Source organism: Pasteurella bettyae CCUG 2042 (assembly GCF_000262245.1).
GTDB classification, from domain to species: Bacteria; Pseudomonadota; Gammaproteobacteria; order Enterobacterales; family Pasteurellaceae; genus Basfia; species Basfia bettyae.
Genome location: NZ_AJSX01000034.1, coordinates 79918 through 94590, shown reverse-complemented (window position 1 = coordinate 94590; position 14673 = coordinate 79918). Strand labels below are relative to the sequence as shown.

Genomic DNA, 14673 nt, shown 5'->3' with positions numbered 1-14673 from the left:
TAAATTTATACCGCACTTTTAAACCATCATCTGTAGTGATGTACATAAAAATCAGTAAAATCCTGCTCACCAAGATAAGTCTGTTCAATCACTTTATCAACTTTAGCATGCGCGGGGCCTTGTGCTATCCAAGTACGGAAAACAGATAATTGTTGTTCATTACCATAAATAATTGCTTCAACGGATCCATCATGTAAATTCCTTACCATTCCTTTCAAACCAATTTCTTTCGCCTTTCTCCAAGTGAAGTAACGAAAGCCAACTCCCTGTACAATACCATAAATCAGAAATTGTCTTTTTTGCATTGAAAAATCTCCCTTACTCCTTGATTTAATTTATATAAATAGATTTTTTTCATATTACCTATTTCCATTTTAGTGAAATTAGCATAGGATAGAAAAAGCACTTGAAATAGATTTACTCTTTTCATTGGGAGTTATTCTATTCGCAACGTGAAAAAGAACAAAATCTATTAATATACTTCTTAACAGAAAGGAGCTCATATGAAACTTCGTCTTACTGCATTAGCAATGACCGCTTTATTAACTTCTACAGCAACGATTGCTGGTGTTGTAACCACCTCATCAAATGTTGAATTTGTTGCAATTGATGGTCAAAAAGCAAATAAATCACTTTTAAAACAAGCAAAATCATTTGAAATTAATGATACCAAAAAACATCAAGTGGTTGTGCGTGTATCTGAAATTCTTCGTGGTGCAGAATCAGGTTTATTTGAATCAGATCCTATTGTTGTGACATTTGATGGCAGAAGCGAAGATATTCAACTTAGTGCTCCATCATTAAAAAATAAACGTGATATTGAAAACTTTAAAGCATCACCAAAAATTATTGTAAAAACTAGCGCTGGTGCCGACGTTGCTAATCAACAAGAATATTTAATGCAAGAAGGGTTCTTACCTAGCGTAAACTTGGTAGATAATCTATCGAGCTACAATACTTCAGGCGCTAAAGCAGCAGTTCCAGCCTTAGCAAGTACAACAATGACTACTGCAATGGGAACAACTGCAGGAAAAGTAGCAAAATCAAAAGTCGTTGTACAAGGTGAAAATGCTGCAGAACAAATGTTGCAATACTGGTTCCAACAAGCTGATAAAGAAACTCAAACCCGCTTCTTAAATTGGGCTAAAAAACAATAAGGAAGCTTTTAATTTATGCTTACTATTCCAAAAGTGCGGTATCTTTACCGCACTTTTTTCATATAGCAATATAATATTAACATTTGATAGAAGGAAAAAACGATGAATAACATTTTTCGTAACGTTACCGTCCGCAAACATATTGCTTTAGTCGCTCATGATCACTGCAAAAAGGATTTAATCAGTTGGTGTAGCCAGCATGTAGCACAATTAACCCCTCATGAATTATATGCTACTGGCACGACTGGGCATTTGATCGCTGATGCAACTGGATTATCGGTAAATAGCTTATTAAGTGGTCCAATGGGAGGCGATCAACAACTAGGTGCATTGATCGCTGAAAATAAAATAGATATGATGATTTTCTTTTGGGATCCAATGGATGCCGTACCTCATGATCCTGATGTAAAAGCTTTACTACGCATTGCTACTGTGTGGAATATTCCTCATGCAATGAATATTGCTACAGCTGATTTCTTAATTAATTCTAGCCTCTTTAATCAAGATATTAAAATTCGCATTCCTGATTACCAAGGATATTTGCAAGAACGTTTGAAATAGAGGTTAAAAACAATGGCATTCATTCTCAATATTCTTAATTTTGTACTCGGGGGTTTTGCAACAACTATTGGCTGGTTAATTGCGACTCTCATAAGTGCAATATTAATTATCACACTTCCCTATTCACGTAGCTGTTGGGAAATTACTAAAATGTCCCTTATGCCATTTGGTAATGATATTATCCATGTAAAATATCTTGAACCTAAAAGTTCATTAGCAAATTCTTTAGGTTCTGTTTTAAATTTACTTTGGTTTATTCTTTTTGGCTGGTGGTTGTGCTTATTGCATATTCTGACTGGTATTGCACAATGTATTACGATCATTGGGATTCCAACTGGGTTAGCCCATTTTAAACTCGCAGGCATTTCTTTATTTCCTGTAGGTCAACGTGTCGTGCCCAAAGAGATGGCTCAATTAGCCCGTCAGCATAGAGCAGAAAAAGAATTTGAAAATCAACGTAATGCATAGAAAAAAGCCTCAACAGAGTTTGAGGCTTATCTTTTGCTAGGCTTATTTTAGCTTTCTTCTAGCTCATCTGCCATGGCAGCTAAAATTTCTCTCGTCAATAATGCCAAAGAACGATAGAAAGGTAGCGATGCGTGGCTTTCTACTTTTGTTAAGAATTTGCTGGCACAAGGCAATAAAAAGGTTTCAAATAGAGTTCGTTGTGCATTAATAGAATCTAGATTATCCTCAATCCAAGAGGCTGTGAGTAAAAGTAAAGCAAAATGATCCGCAGATTCTACAGCTGGCATGCCACGTTCTTGTCGAAAACTCATAAATTCATTTACATCAATGCCATAAGAAGAAAGTTTACTATCAACTTTCGGCATATCCGTTAAAAATAAGCGATAATATTCTTCAGCTAAAACCTCTTTTGCAATAGGCATTTGTATGTTTTCAAGTGCTTGTAAAACTTCATCATCAGCATCTAATGCCCAAACTTGTTCTAAACCTTTTTGTTGTAACCAATGAAATACCGCTTCTAGAACTGGCTCCTCGGGAGAACGATAGAATAGATTTCCAAATAAACGACTAATAAGAGAAAAGTTATTAATTTGTAACTCAGACATTAACTTTAGCTCCTAAAAGTGCGGTCAATTTTTCAAAAATTTTTGCCTCAACTTCATCTAACATCTTATGACGAGCTTGAGCATCAATAATATGAATATCCCCTAAAAAGCTATGCTCAATATCATTAATTCCAACATAATTAAATAAACCATTGACCAAAGTATCATCTAATGATTTTGCAAAGCCAATTTTTTGATAACGTTCAACACCATTACCAAGAGTAATAAATTGCTGCATTTGCTTACCTGTGAGTAGTCCTACTGTGCCATTTTCATTACTTTGATAAGCAAATCCAGCTGTTAATACCCGCTCTAAATAACCTTTTAAGATCGCAGGATATCCCATCCACCATAATGGATAAACTAGAGTAATTAAATCTGCCTCTGAAATCAGTTTTTGTTCATATTTAATTTCAGATGCAATGATCCCTTGAAATGTGCCTGATAATTCTTCCCATGAAATCACTGGGTTAAATTCCATGCTATAAAGATCTCTGACAACAGTTTCTACATTGGCTTTTTTACTCGCCTGTAAAACACGCTCTAGAATGGCTTTATTAAAACTATTTTTTGTATTTGGATGAGCAAAAATAACTAAATGCTTCATTAAATTTTCCCTAACTTACGTACTTTTAGTGTAATTCCTTGTACACTAACAACTTCAATACGATCACCGACTTGCAACTCAACTCCTTGAATTCGCCAAGTGGTATCACCAAAATAACCACGCCCAACACCAGTATCTGCAAATTCTTGCACAATACCTGTTGCTCCTAACATTGCATGTTGACGTTGATTTAAAACAGTTTGGGCTTCATCATAAGCATCTTTTCGATGTTGGTATTTCCACCAAACAAGACTTAATATAAATGCCAAAATAGCATAAAAAATGCCTAATATCGTCAAACTTATACTAGGTACTAACGCCATTATTGCCGCAGTAATAATAGCCGCAATCCCCCACCATAACAGAAAAATGCCAGGAAGTATTATTTCACCAATTAATAATATGAATCCTAAAATCATCCAATGCCATACTGACCAAGTTGTTAACCAATCCATTTCGACTCCTTCAATAAGAGAAATTAAGCAGGAAAAATCCTGCCTAATTATTCATATTATGACTTTTTATCGCCTTTTAATAATTCCGCAATCCCTGCCACAGAACTAATTAAGTTACCTGCTTCAAGTGGCATTAACACCACTTTACTATTACTTGAACCACCAATCTCTTTAAGAGCTTCTGTATATTTTTGAGCAATAAAGTAATTAATCGCTTTGGTATCTCCGCCAACAATAGCCTCAGATACCATTTGTGTTGCTTTTGCCTCTGCTTCAGCAGCACGTTCCCGTGCTTCAGCTTGCAAGAACGCTTCTTGACGTTCACCTTCAGCTTTGAGAATCTTAGATTGTTTCTCACCTTCAGCTCGTAAGATTTGAGCTTGACGAATCCCTTCAGCTTCTAAAATTTCTGCTCGTTTATTTCTTTCAGCCTTCATTTGTGCATTCATCGCTTCGCTTAGTTCACGAGGTGGGCGAACATCACGAATTTCAATACGTGTCACTTTTACCCCCCAAGGATTGGTTGCTTCATCGACAATAGAAAGTAAACGACCATTGATATTATCACGTTGTGAAAGCATTTCATCTAATTCCATTGAGCCTAATACAGTACGTATATTAGTCATGACTAAATTGACAATGGCTTGCTCTAAATGATTCACTTCATAAGCCGCACTACGGGCATCAACAACCTGCACGAAACATACTGCATCAATAGATACATTAGCATTATCTTTTGAAATCACTTCTTGTGATGGAATATCGATGACTTGTTCCATCATATTAATTTTACGACCGACACGATCTACGAAAGGTATAATAAAGTTTAAGCCTGGACTCAAGGTTTTAATATAACGACCAAAACGTTCAATGGTCCAATTGAAACCTTGTGGTACAGTTTTAAGTGCTGAAGAAACAACAAGTACTACAAGCACAATAAAAACAATCACCGCAATTGGAAGTCCTTCAAGAATATCCATACTATTTTCTCCTTATAAATACTAAAGACTGACTAATTTACAAAAATATAACAAATTACACCGCACTTTGTACATAAGAATAACCATGATTCTCAGAAACAAATTAACATAGATGCTTAATTCCATTTAGCCTATTTTAAAAATAAATAATTAATATGAGTTACTTAATAAAACTGCTTAACCTTTCTATTTATTTAATTTATTGATCACATAATTTATGCATATTTAAATGAAATAAAGCGCTTTCTCTATTGCTAAAGAAAGCGCTTTCATAATTTTAATCAATTAACGCAAAAATTAACTATTTTTACGTTCTTGTTCCATACAAACTGCAGCTGTAAATAATACATCAGTTGAAGAGTTAAGTGCTGTTTCAGTAGAATCCTGTAAAATACTAATCACAAAACCAACACCAATCATTTGTGCCGCAACATCATCAGTAATACCAAATAAACTACAAGCTAACGGAACCAATAATAATGAGCCACCAGCAACACCAGATGCACCACAAGCACATAATGAAGCTACCACACTGAGTAAAATAGCACTTGTGAACGAAACTTCAATTCCTAGGGTATGAACCGCTGCTAGGGTTAAAATCGTAATGGTAATTGCCGCACCCGCCATATTAATATTCGCACCCAATGGAATAGACACAGAATAAGTTTCTTCATCAAGATTTAAACGTTTTGCTAAACTAATATTCACTGGAATATTGGCTGCAGAACTACGAGTAAAGAAAGCCGTTAATCCACTCTCACGAGTACACATCCAAACCAATGGGTATGGATTTTTACGAATTTTCCAATACACCAGAATTGGATTAATAACAAATGCAGAGAATAACATTGTGCCAATTAACACTACTAATAATTGGCTATAACCTGCTAATGCTTCTAATCCTTTTGCTGCTAATGTTTCAGCTACTAAACCAAATACACCAAATGGGGCAAAGGCAATAATCACATGAACGATTTTAGAAACACCTTCGGCAAAATCAGAAAGGACATTTTTAGTCGCATCTGAAGCATGACGGAATGCTAAACCTAAACCAATTGACCAAGCTAATACGCCAATAAAGTTTGCTTTAAAAATCGCATTTAGAGGGTTATCCACTACATTTAGCACAAGCGTTAATAAAACTTGAGAAACCCCTTGCGGTGCAGTACTGGTATCTTCTGCTTTAGCAAGTGCGACTTCTGTCGGGAATAGAAATGCGGCAATTACTGCGGCAACTGCTGCTAAGAAAGTTGCAATCAGATAAAGCACAATAATCTCTTTCATATTACTTTTTGAGCCTACTTTGCGACTTGCAAGTGCAGCCATCACTAATACGAAAATTAGAATTGGGGCAACGCCACGTAGTGCTTTAACAAATATTTGTCCTAGCACACCGACCTTCTCAGCAATATTAAACCCTAACATTGCTTCTAAAGAAGGTGCAATCAACGCCACAATAATACCGAGTATTAAACCAATGAAAATTCTTTTTACCAAATTTCCTTGGAAAAAAAATGCAAATAAACGTGAAATATTCATAAATTGATAACTTAGGTTATGCAAGCAGAACTTGCGAATGAACTACGAATAGATCAAATAAGATCTTCCTGTATCACTATTCTTCCAAACGATAAGACAACGTTTAATCAATAAAAAAGAATAGTTTTTAGAGATTATCGCAATTTTTATATAAAGGAAATACTAAATTTAGAATTTATTCTATTATACAAAAAAATATTTGACTCACTGTTTAATTATACAGTATATTATGCATGTATAAAAAAACAGGGTTATATCCTAAGGAAAACGATGATGAATTATGTAACTTTCGCAAACGACAATGCACAGCCGGCAAACAGCAATGTATTCTCTTATCATCCAATGCCACTATACGAAGATTTGCAACAATCATCTACTTTTAGCAAAAGATTAGATCTCAACTTATATTGCATTAAACGTCCACAACAAACTTGTTTTATTCGTGTACAAAATCCAGATATGCTTGCTTGGGGTATCGAAGAAGGTGATATGTTAGTTGTTGAAAAAAATGACAGCTTATCAATTGGCGATCTAGTCGTTATTGAAGTAAATCATAAATTAGAAATATTTGAATTTATTGCTCATGATAATGGTAAATTTGTTTTCTTTAGCTTAAGTTCAAAAGTTGAAAATATTAGAACTGATAATTGGACAATGCTTTCCATTGTTGGCACAGTAACTAACTCGATTCATCAAATGAAACCAAAGAAAAACAGTATACGTTTTGCTGCATAACTAATTTTGTACAAAATTTTCAAAGGGCGCTTAATTGCGTCCTTTTCCACTTTTTATATAAAGCTAATCATGCTAACTACAATACTCAATCAAATAAATTTTTCAAAAATTAACCGCAGTTTATACTGTGATAATATTTCTCCATCAATATATTACTCAAAGCTATACAAAATAAGACGAATAAACATAAACTTAGAAAACAACTAAGTGTGCGAATACAAACAGGCTTTTATAGAGAATAGAGAATAAAAACTATAAAAAAAGAGCGATAAAAATATCGCTCTTTTTTATCAAATTTTAAAATTATAAAACTCGGCGTGATTGGGTATAAGTTCTTGACCAATATGCTTCATCCAACGAACTAATGGTTACGCCTTCAGTAGTACTTGAGTGCATGAAACGGTTTCCACCTAAATAAACACCCACATGACGGTTACCACGGAAGAATACTAAATCACCTTGTTGAAGTTCATTTTTTTGAATTCTTCTACCTACTGATTGTTGTTCAGAAGTTGAGCGAGGTAAACTAATACCAAATGCACTTGCAAATGCTTCTTGCATAAATGCTGAACAATCAATACCACGACTCGTAGTACCACCAAAACGATAACGCGTTCCAGCCCATTCATTATACACTTTCATAAGTTGCTTATTATTAATTTGTGCATGTTGAGCTGAATTGAAATTTGAGCGAGCTCCATATTGGGGTTTATTGGTTTTTAATGAACCAATTAAAGCAGTCAATTGAGTATCATCTCTTTCATCTGCTGAAGGATAAATCATCGAACTCTGCCTAGGAGCACTTGAACAAGCGGCTAAAAATAATGCTCCCGCAATTACTAATAATTTTTTAATCATCATATTAAAATCTAAACATCAAAATATAAACGAGCTAAATCCTACATGATTTCTGTGTAAATTACCATCACTAATTCACTTTTTATGCACTTTCTATTTATTTTATGTGAATAAAATCACATTTTTATTAGATTTATGCAATAAAAAAGCCTTTTTAAGTAATGCGCATACTAAAAAAGTTGGATTGAAATACTAACTAATTAAGCAGCAAACATTAAGCAAAAAGGCTTTTATTTATTTTATCTCAATTTATTTTTTCTTCGCTTTTGGATTAGGTAAATCTGTTACCGAACCTTCAAAAACTTCTGCGGCCAAGCCCACAGACTCATGTAAAGTTGGATGCGCATGGATAGTTAATGCAATATCTTCTGCATCACAACCCATTTCAATAGCAAGACCAATTTCACCTAATAATTCTCCCGCATTAGTACCTACAATAGCACCACCTAAAATACGGCGAGTTTCTTTATCAAAGATCAATTTAGTCATACCATCTGCACAGTCTGATGCGATTGCACGACCTGAAGCCGCCCAAGGGAATGTTGCTACTTCAAAGTTCAAGTTTTCAGCTTTACATTCTTTTTCTGTTTTACCTACCCAAGCAACTTCAGGCTCTGTATAGGCAATAGAAGGAATAACTTTAGGATCGAAGTAATGTTTTTTCCCTGCAATCACTTCTGCCGCTACGTGACCTTCATGCACACCTTTATGAGCTAACATTGGTTGACCAACAATATCACCAATCGCATAAATGTGCGGTACATTCGTGCGCATTTGTTTATCTACATTGATAAAACCACGCTCTGTCACTTCTACACCCGCTTTTTCTGCACCAATAAGCTTACCATTTGGTGTACGACCAATCGCCACTAATACCACATCATAAACTTGAGTGGTTACTTTGCCATCTTTGGCTTCCATAGAAACATGAATACCATCGTCTTTTGCTTCTACTGCAGTCACCTTGGTTTCTAGCAATAAGTTGAATTTTTTCTCAATGCGTTTAGTAAAGATTTTAACAATATCTTTATCTGCTGCTGGAATGACTTGGTCGAACATTTCAACCACATCAATTTGCGAACCTAATGCACTATATACTGTCCCCATTTCTAAACCGATAATACCACCGCCCATCAATAATAAGCGTTTTGGAACTTCACGTAATGCTAAAGCATCGGTAGAATCCCAAATGCGTGGATCTTCATGAGGAATAAATGGTAATTGTACAGGACGAGAACCCGCAGCGATAATCGCATTATCAAATTTAATCGTTGTTGGATTACCTTCACGATCTTTGGCAACAAGAGTATGACTATCTGCAAATTCTGCTTGACCTTCAACCACTGTCACTTTCCGCATTTTCGCCATACCCGCTAAGCCACCAGTTAAACGGCTTACTACAGCTTCTTTGCCTTCACGTACTTTATCTAAATCAATAGTTGGTTCACCAAATACGACACCATGATGTTCAACATGTTTTGCATCTTCAATCACTTTAGCAACATGCAATAATGCTTTAGAAGGAATACAACCCACGTTCAAACATACACCACCTAAAGTTGAATAACGCTCAACCAATACAGTTTCTAAACCTAAGTCAGCACAACGGAATGCAGCTGAATAGCCAGCAGGACCGGCACCTAATACCACAACTTGTGTTTTAATTTCTTTGCTCATATTTTTACCTATGCTTTGGTAAAAGGTGGGCGAAAGCACCACCTTATTAAATATCGTTTCGATTGAAATTTAAAAAAATCTCACCGCACTTATTACATGACTAAACGGCGTAAATCAGATAATACACCGTTAATAAAGGTAATGAAACGTGCACCATCAGCACCATCAATCACACGATGGTCAAACGATAATGATAATGGAAGCATTAAACGTGGTGTAAATTCTTTACCATTCCATACAGGTGCCATTTCTGATTTAGAAACCCCTAAAATAGCCACTTCAGGTGCATTCACAATTGGTGCGAAGTGAGTTGTTCCTAAGCCACCAATACTTGAAATTGTAAAACAACCACCTTGCATATCAGAAGCTGTTAACTTGCCATCACGAGCTTTCTTAGAAACTTCAGCTAATTCACGAGAAAGTTCAATAATGCCTTTTTTGTTAACATCCTTAAATACTGGCACAACTAAACCATTTGGCGTATCTACTGCCACACCAACATTAATATATTTTTTCAAGATTAAGCGTTGTGCATCTTCAGTAATTGAACTGTTGAAACGAGGATAGGCTTCTAATGCTTTCGCTACTGCTTTCATGATAAATACTACAGGCGTAATCTTCACGCCAAGTTTTTGTTTTTCAGCTAAAGCATTTTGTTCTTTACGGAATGCTTCTAAGTCTGTGATATCCGTGCGATCGAAATGAGTTACATGAGGGATCATCACCCAGTTACGATGTAAGTTAGCGCCAGAAATTTTATTGATACGACTTAATTCAACTTCTTCTACTTCACCAAATTTGCTGAAATCCACTTTTGGCCATGGTAATAAGCCTAAACCTGCACCATTTGCAGCACCAGTTGAAGCTGTTGCACCACTTTCTAAAGCTTTAAGTGCATTTTTAACATATTCTTGAACATCTTCTTTTAAGATACGACCTTTACGACCCGTACCTTTCACTTTATCTAAGTTCACACCAAATTCACGAGCTAAGCGACGAACAACAGGAGTTGCATGAGCATAACTGGTTGTTGAAGCAATGCTATCTTGATTAACTGGCACTACAGATTGCGCAGCAGGTGCCGCGACTTGTGGTGCTGGTGTTGTCGCTGGCGCTGGAGCACTTGCTACTGGTGCGGATACTGGAGTGCTACCCGCGACTTCAAAGCGCATAATCAATGAACCTGTTGAAACTTTATCGCCTGATTTCACTAGAATTTCTTTTACTACACCGCCGAATGGTGCAGGTACTTCCATTGAAGCTTTGTCGCCTTCAACTGTAATCAATGATTGTTCTTCTGAAATAGTATCACCTACTTTGACCATGATTTCAGTCACATTTACTTCATCACCACCAATGTCAGGTACGTTCACATCTTTCACTGCACTTGTCGCTGCGACAGGTGCTTGAGCTGGAGCTGAAGCAGGAGCAGTAACCGCTGGAGCAGAACATGCAATTTCAAACTTCATGATCAATGAACCTGTTGAAACTTTATCGCCCGCTTTAATCAGAATTTCTTTTACAATACCAGCTTGTGGAGCAGGCACTTCCATTGAAGCTTTGTCACCTTCCACATTAATGATAGATTGTTCTTCAGCAACTGAATCACCGACCTTAACCATAATTTCAGTAACATTAACTTCATCGCTACCAATATCTGGAACATGAATTTCAACGAGTGCACTTGATGCAGTTGCTGCTGGTGTAGCAGATGGTGCTGCTGGAGCCTCAGCAACAGGCGTTGAACCTGCTGCTTCTAATACAAACATTGGTGTGCCAGTTGAAACTTTATCACCGACTTTCACTAATAATTCTTTTACTACGCCAGCTTCTGGTGAAGGCACTTCCATTGAGGCTTTGTCACCTTCCACATTAATAATACTTTGATCAACTTCTACAGTATCACCAACTTTCACCATGACTTCGGTTACTGTAACTTCATCACTACCAATATCTGGAATTTGAATTTGTTTCGACATGTTATATTCCTTTTAAGATAGGCTTCCACCCATCAAATAAACTACTTAAAAGTGCGGTCAAATTTTAGAAAATTTTCTGAAAAAACACCGCACTTTTCAGGGTTAATTATGCATATAATGGGTTAATACGATCTGCATCTAAAGCATATTTAGCAATCGCATCTGCAACCACTTGTTTAGTCACTTTACCTTGATTTGCTAATTCAGAAAGTGCAGCAACTACAACGTGGTGAGCATCCACTTCAAAGAAACTACGTAAGTTTTCACGGCTATCTGAACGACCAAAACCGTCAGTTCCTAATACGTGATAGCTTTGTGTTGGGATAAATGCACGAATTTGATCTGCATAAAGTTTCATATAATCTGTTGCCGCTACTGCTGGTTTATCATTCATTACTTGAGATGCATAAGGTACACGAGGCGTTTCAGTTGGATGTAACATATTCCAACGAATTGCATCTGCACCTTCACGAGCAACTTCATTAAATGAAGGCACACTATACACATCAGAAGCAATACCATATTCATTAGCAAGAATTTGTGCAGCTTCACGTACATGGCGGAAAATTGCACCTGAACCTAATAATTGGATAGCTGTTTCACCATCACCCACAGTTTCAAATTTGTAGATACCTTTACGAATACCTTCTTCAGCACCGACAGGCATTGCTGGTTGATCGTAAGTTTCGTTTAATGTGGTGATGTAATAAAATACATTTTCTTGTTTTTCACCATACATGCGGTTAATACCATCTTGCATGATTACTGCAACTTCATAAGCATAAGCTGGATCATAAGTCACACAGTTAGGAATAACACCTGCTTGAATATGGCTGTGTCCATCTTCATGTTGTAAACCTTCACCATTTAATGTTGTACGTCCAGAAGTACCACCAATCATGAAACCACGAGCTAACTGGTCACCCGCAGCCCACATCATATCGCCTACACGTTGGAAACCAAACATTGAGTAATAAACAAAGAATGGAATCATTGGTAAATTATTTACAGAATATGAAGTTGCAGCGGCTAACCATGATGCAGTCGCACCTAACTCATTGATACCTTCTTGTAATACTTGACCATCTTTAGCTTCACGATAGTATGCAACTAAATCTTTATCTGATGGTACATATTGTTGACCGTGTGGATTATAAATACCCACTTGACGGAATAAACCTTCCATACCAAATGTACGAGCTTCATCCGCAATAATTGGCACAATATTTTTACCAATATCTTTATTTTTTAATAAAGTATTTAATACGCGAACAAATGCCATTGTCGTTGAAATTGCACGAGGTTGCGCCTCTAATAATTGAGAGAAATCTTCTAATGCAGGCACTTTAAATTCGGTAGTGAATTTCGCTAAACGTTGTGGAAGATAGCCATTTAATGCTTTACGACGTTCATGTAAATATTTGTGTTCTTCAGAGCCTTCCTCGAATTTAATGTATTCGTAATGTTCCACTTGTTCATCTGTTAATGGAAGTTTGAAGTGATCACGGAAACCTTTAAGACTGTCTTGTGACATTTTTTTAGATTGGTGTGCAGTATTTTTACTTTCTGCTTCTGGAATTTTATAACCTTTTACAGATTGAATTAATAATACCACTGGTTTGCCTGCTTTTTGTGCTTTACTGAAGGCTGCAAACATTTTTTGTGTATCATGACCACCACGTTTTAATGCCCAGATTTCATCATCTGTCATATCGGCAACTAACGCTGCGGTTTCAGGGTAACGACCAAAGAAGTGTTCACGAACATAAGCACCATCTTTAGATTTAAATGTTAAGTAGTCACCATCAACCACTTCCATCATTAACTGAATTAATTTACCTGAAGTATCTTTTTCAAATAATTTATCCCAAGTTGTACCCCAAAGGACTTTAATCACTTCCCAACCAGCCCCATTAAACAAGCCCTCTAATTCTTGAACAATTTTACCGTTACCATTTACTGGTCCATCTAAGCGTTGTAAATTACAAGAAATCACAAAGATTAAGTTATCTAAGCCTTCACGAGCTGCGAATGTTAATGCACCTTTAGATTCGATTTCATCCATCTCACCATCGCCTAAGAATGCATAGACTTTCTGATCTTTAGTCTCTTTTAAACCACGGTTATCTAAATATTTTAAGAAACGTGCATTATAAATGGCATTAACAGGACCTAGCCCCATAGATACTGTTGAGAATTGCCAGAATTCAGGCATTAATTTTGGATGCGGATATGAAGAAAGCCCATTAGCAAAGGCTTCTTGACGGAAGTTATTCATTTGTTCTTCGGTAATACGCCCTTCAATAAATGCTCGAGCATAGATACCTGGTGCAGCATGACCTTGGAAAAATACTAAGTCACCACCATCTTTTTCTGTAGCTGCTTTAAAGAAGTGGTTAAAACACATGTCATACATAGTAGCAGCAGACTGGAACGTCGATAAATGTCCACCTAACTCTAAGTCTTTTTTCTGACCACGTAGAACTGCCATAATCGCATTCCAACGAATAGCTGAAGTAATACGATTCTCAATTTCAAGATTACCAGGATAGGTTGGTTGTTCAGACACAGGAATAGTATTAATGTATTCTGTAGTAGTTCCTGTTGGTAAAGATACTGCTTTATTACGAGCATGTTGCATTAACTCTTGAATAATAAATTGAGCTCTTTCTACACCTTCTTCACGAATAATAGAATCGATTGCTAACAGCCAATCATTAGTTTCGATTGGATCTACGTCATTAATCATCTGTGACATAGTCTTTTCCTTTTAAGTTAGTGGATAGTGATGCTTATATCTGCCTTTAACATCTAAAAGCCAATATAACCCGAGATAACTGCTTTCGATAAATGGTTTTAAATTAATATAGTAACACAATAACCATGTGACATATCGAAAACAAGTAAATTAAAAAAACACAAAATAGCCCGAAGCAAACTTTACATTTTTTTAACAAATGATGTAAATTTTATTAAATTTTTTGATTAAAAGATAGTAAAAATTATTATTTCAGTACAGAAAATAGGCTCTTGCCCTAATAAATTAAGGTTT

General features: G+C 36.1%; 14 protein-coding genes. 4 read left to right on the top strand and 10 right to left on the bottom strand.

The window, feature by feature from the left end; all coding sequences use genetic code 11:
• Window positions 1–26: 26 nt before the first annotated feature.
• Entirely contained in the window at window positions 27–305 is a 279-nt protein-coding gene (locus HMPREF1052_RS07495) for an acylphosphatase (RefSeq protein WP_005761015.1), read from the bottom strand.
• 198 nt (window positions 306–503) lie between these two features.
• Between HMPREF1052_RS07495 and HMPREF1052_RS07490 the strand changes: the two genes are divergently transcribed.
• The 3 genes from HMPREF1052_RS07490 to HMPREF1052_RS07480 all read left to right on the top strand — a co-directional run bounded on the left by HMPREF1052_RS07490 (window position 504) and on the right by HMPREF1052_RS07480 (window position 2186).
• The gene (locus HMPREF1052_RS07490) at window positions 504–1157 is read left to right on the top strand and encodes a curli polymerization inhibitor CsgI-related protein (protein ID WP_005761033.1); all 654 of its coding nucleotides are present in this window, start codon (window positions 504–506) and stop codon (window positions 1155–1157) included.
• 102 nt (window positions 1158–1259) lie between these two features.
• Window positions 1260–1718: a methylglyoxal synthase gene (locus HMPREF1052_RS07485; protein ID WP_005761068.1), complete on the top strand. Its 459-nt coding sequence runs from the start codon at window positions 1260–1262 to the stop codon at window positions 1716–1718.
• A 12-nt stretch (window positions 1719–1730) separates the two neighbouring features.
• Window positions 1731–2186: a YccF domain-containing protein gene (locus tag HMPREF1052_RS07480; RefSeq protein WP_005761069.1), complete on the top strand. Its 456-nt coding sequence runs from the start codon at window positions 1731–1733 to the stop codon at window positions 2184–2186.
• Window positions 2187–2233: 47 nt separating this feature from the next.
• Here HMPREF1052_RS07480 and HMPREF1052_RS07475 read toward each other — a convergent pair whose 3' ends face one another.
• From HMPREF1052_RS07475 to sstT, 5 genes are all read right to left on the bottom strand, one after another.
• On the bottom strand, window positions 2234–2791 hold the full coding sequence (locus HMPREF1052_RS07475) for a TorD/DmsD family molecular chaperone (protein ID WP_005761088.1): 558 nt from the start codon (window positions 2789–2791) through the stop codon (window positions 2234–2236).
• Window positions 2784–3398 (bottom strand): NAD(P)H-dependent oxidoreductase, encoded by a 615-nt coding sequence (locus HMPREF1052_RS07470; RefSeq protein WP_005760993.1) that lies wholly within the window; start codon window positions 3396–3398, stop codon window positions 2784–2786. Before HMPREF1052_RS07470 ends, HMPREF1052_RS07475 begins: the two co-directional genes overlap by 8 nt.
• The gene (locus HMPREF1052_RS07465) at window positions 3398–3853 is read right to left on the bottom strand and encodes an NfeD family protein (RefSeq protein WP_005761081.1); all 456 of its coding nucleotides are present in this window, start codon (window positions 3851–3853) and stop codon (window positions 3398–3400) included. Before HMPREF1052_RS07465 ends, HMPREF1052_RS07470 begins: the two co-directional genes overlap by 1 nt.
• A gap of 56 nt (window positions 3854–3909) precedes the next feature.
• Window positions 3910–4833: an SPFH domain-containing protein gene (locus HMPREF1052_RS07460; protein ID WP_005760967.1), complete on the bottom strand. Its 924-nt coding sequence runs from the start codon at window positions 4831–4833 to the stop codon at window positions 3910–3912.
• A gap of 297 nt (window positions 4834–5130) precedes the next feature.
• Window positions 5131–6372 carry a serine/threonine transporter SstT gene (sstT, locus tag HMPREF1052_RS07455; protein ID WP_005760978.1) on the bottom strand — a complete coding sequence of 414 codons (1242 nt, stop codon included), beginning with the start codon at window positions 6370–6372 and terminating at the stop codon, window positions 5131–5133.
• Window positions 6373–6642: 270 nt separating this feature from the next.
• On the opposite strand from sstT, the gene HMPREF1052_RS07450 reads away from it, so the two are divergent.
• Entirely contained in the window at window positions 6643–7107 is a 465-nt protein-coding gene (locus HMPREF1052_RS07450) for a LexA family protein (RefSeq protein WP_005760995.1), read from the top strand.
• 303 nt (window positions 7108–7410) lie between these two features.
• On the opposite strand, the gene HMPREF1052_RS07445 is transcribed toward HMPREF1052_RS07450, so the two are convergent.
• The 4 genes from HMPREF1052_RS07445 to aceE form a co-directional block, all read right to left on the bottom strand.
• Window positions 7411–7965: an NlpC/P60 family protein gene (locus HMPREF1052_RS07445; protein WP_040596436.1), complete on the bottom strand. Its 555-nt coding sequence runs from the start codon at window positions 7963–7965 to the stop codon at window positions 7411–7413.
• Window positions 7966–8214: 249 nt separating this feature from the next.
• A complete protein-coding gene (gene lpdA, locus HMPREF1052_RS07440; protein ID WP_005760963.1) occupies window positions 8215–9642 on the bottom strand; it encodes a dihydrolipoyl dehydrogenase in 1428 nt (475 codons plus the stop codon).
• Between the two features lie 92 nt (window positions 9643–9734).
• Window positions 9735–11621 carry a pyruvate dehydrogenase complex dihydrolipoyllysine-residue acetyltransferase gene (gene aceF / locus HMPREF1052_RS07435; protein WP_005761059.1) on the bottom strand — a complete coding sequence of 629 codons (1887 nt, stop codon included), beginning with the start codon at window positions 11619–11621 and terminating at the stop codon, window positions 9735–9737.
• Window positions 11622–11727: 106 nt separating this feature from the next.
• Window positions 11728–14379, bottom strand: coding sequence for a pyruvate dehydrogenase (acetyl-transferring), homodimeric type (gene aceE / locus HMPREF1052_RS07430; RefSeq protein WP_005760973.1), 2652 nt, complete (start codon window positions 14377–14379; stop codon window positions 11728–11730).
• Window positions 14380–14673: the final 294 nt, after the last annotated feature.

Bases quoted from the DNA above. Each gene is read 5' to 3' on its own strand.
- HMPREF1052_RS07445 (WP_040596436.1), bottom strand. From the start codon at position 7,965: ATGATTAAAAAATTATTAGTAATTGCGGGAGCATTATTTTTAGCCGCT.
- aceE (WP_005760973.1), bottom strand. From the start codon at position 14,379: ATGTCACAGATGATTAATGACGTAGATCCAATCGAAACTAATGATTGG.
- HMPREF1052_RS07490 (WP_005761033.1), top strand. From the start codon at position 504: ATGAAACTTCGTCTTACTGCATTAGCAATGACCGCTTTATTAACTTCT.
- HMPREF1052_RS07485 (WP_005761068.1), top strand. From the start codon at position 1,260: ATGAATAACATTTTTCGTAACGTTACCGTCCGCAAACATATTGCTTTA.
- aceF (WP_005761059.1), bottom strand. From the start codon at position 11,621: ATGTCGAAACAAATTCAAATTCCAGATATTGGTAGTGATGAAGTTACA.
- sstT (WP_005760978.1), bottom strand. From the start codon at position 6,372: ATGAATATTTCACGTTTATTTGCATTTTTTTTCCAAGGAAATTTGGTA.
- HMPREF1052_RS07460 (WP_005760967.1), bottom strand. From the start codon at position 4,833: ATGGATATTCTTGAAGGACTTCCAATTGCGGTGATTGTTTTTATTGTG.
- HMPREF1052_RS07495 (WP_005761015.1), bottom strand. From the start codon at position 305: ATGCAAAAAAGACAATTTCTGATTTATGGTATTGTACAGGGAGTTGGC.
- HMPREF1052_RS07465 (WP_005761081.1), bottom strand. From the start codon at position 3,853: ATGGATTGGTTAACAACTTGGTCAGTATGGCATTGGATGATTTTAGGA.
- HMPREF1052_RS07470 (WP_005760993.1), bottom strand. From the start codon at position 3,398: ATGAAGCATTTAGTTATTTTTGCTCATCCAAATACAAAAAATAGTTTT.
- HMPREF1052_RS07450 (WP_005760995.1), top strand. From the start codon at position 6,643: ATGATGAATTATGTAACTTTCGCAAACGACAATGCACAGCCGGCAAAC.
- lpdA (WP_005760963.1), bottom strand. From the start codon at position 9,642: ATGAGCAAAGAAATTAAAACACAAGTTGTGGTATTAGGTGCCGGTCCT.
- HMPREF1052_RS07475 (WP_005761088.1), bottom strand. From the start codon at position 2,791: ATGTCTGAGTTACAAATTAATAACTTTTCTCTTATTAGTCGTTTATTT.
- HMPREF1052_RS07480 (WP_005761069.1), top strand. From the start codon at position 1,731: ATGGCATTCATTCTCAATATTCTTAATTTTGTACTCGGGGGTTTTGCA.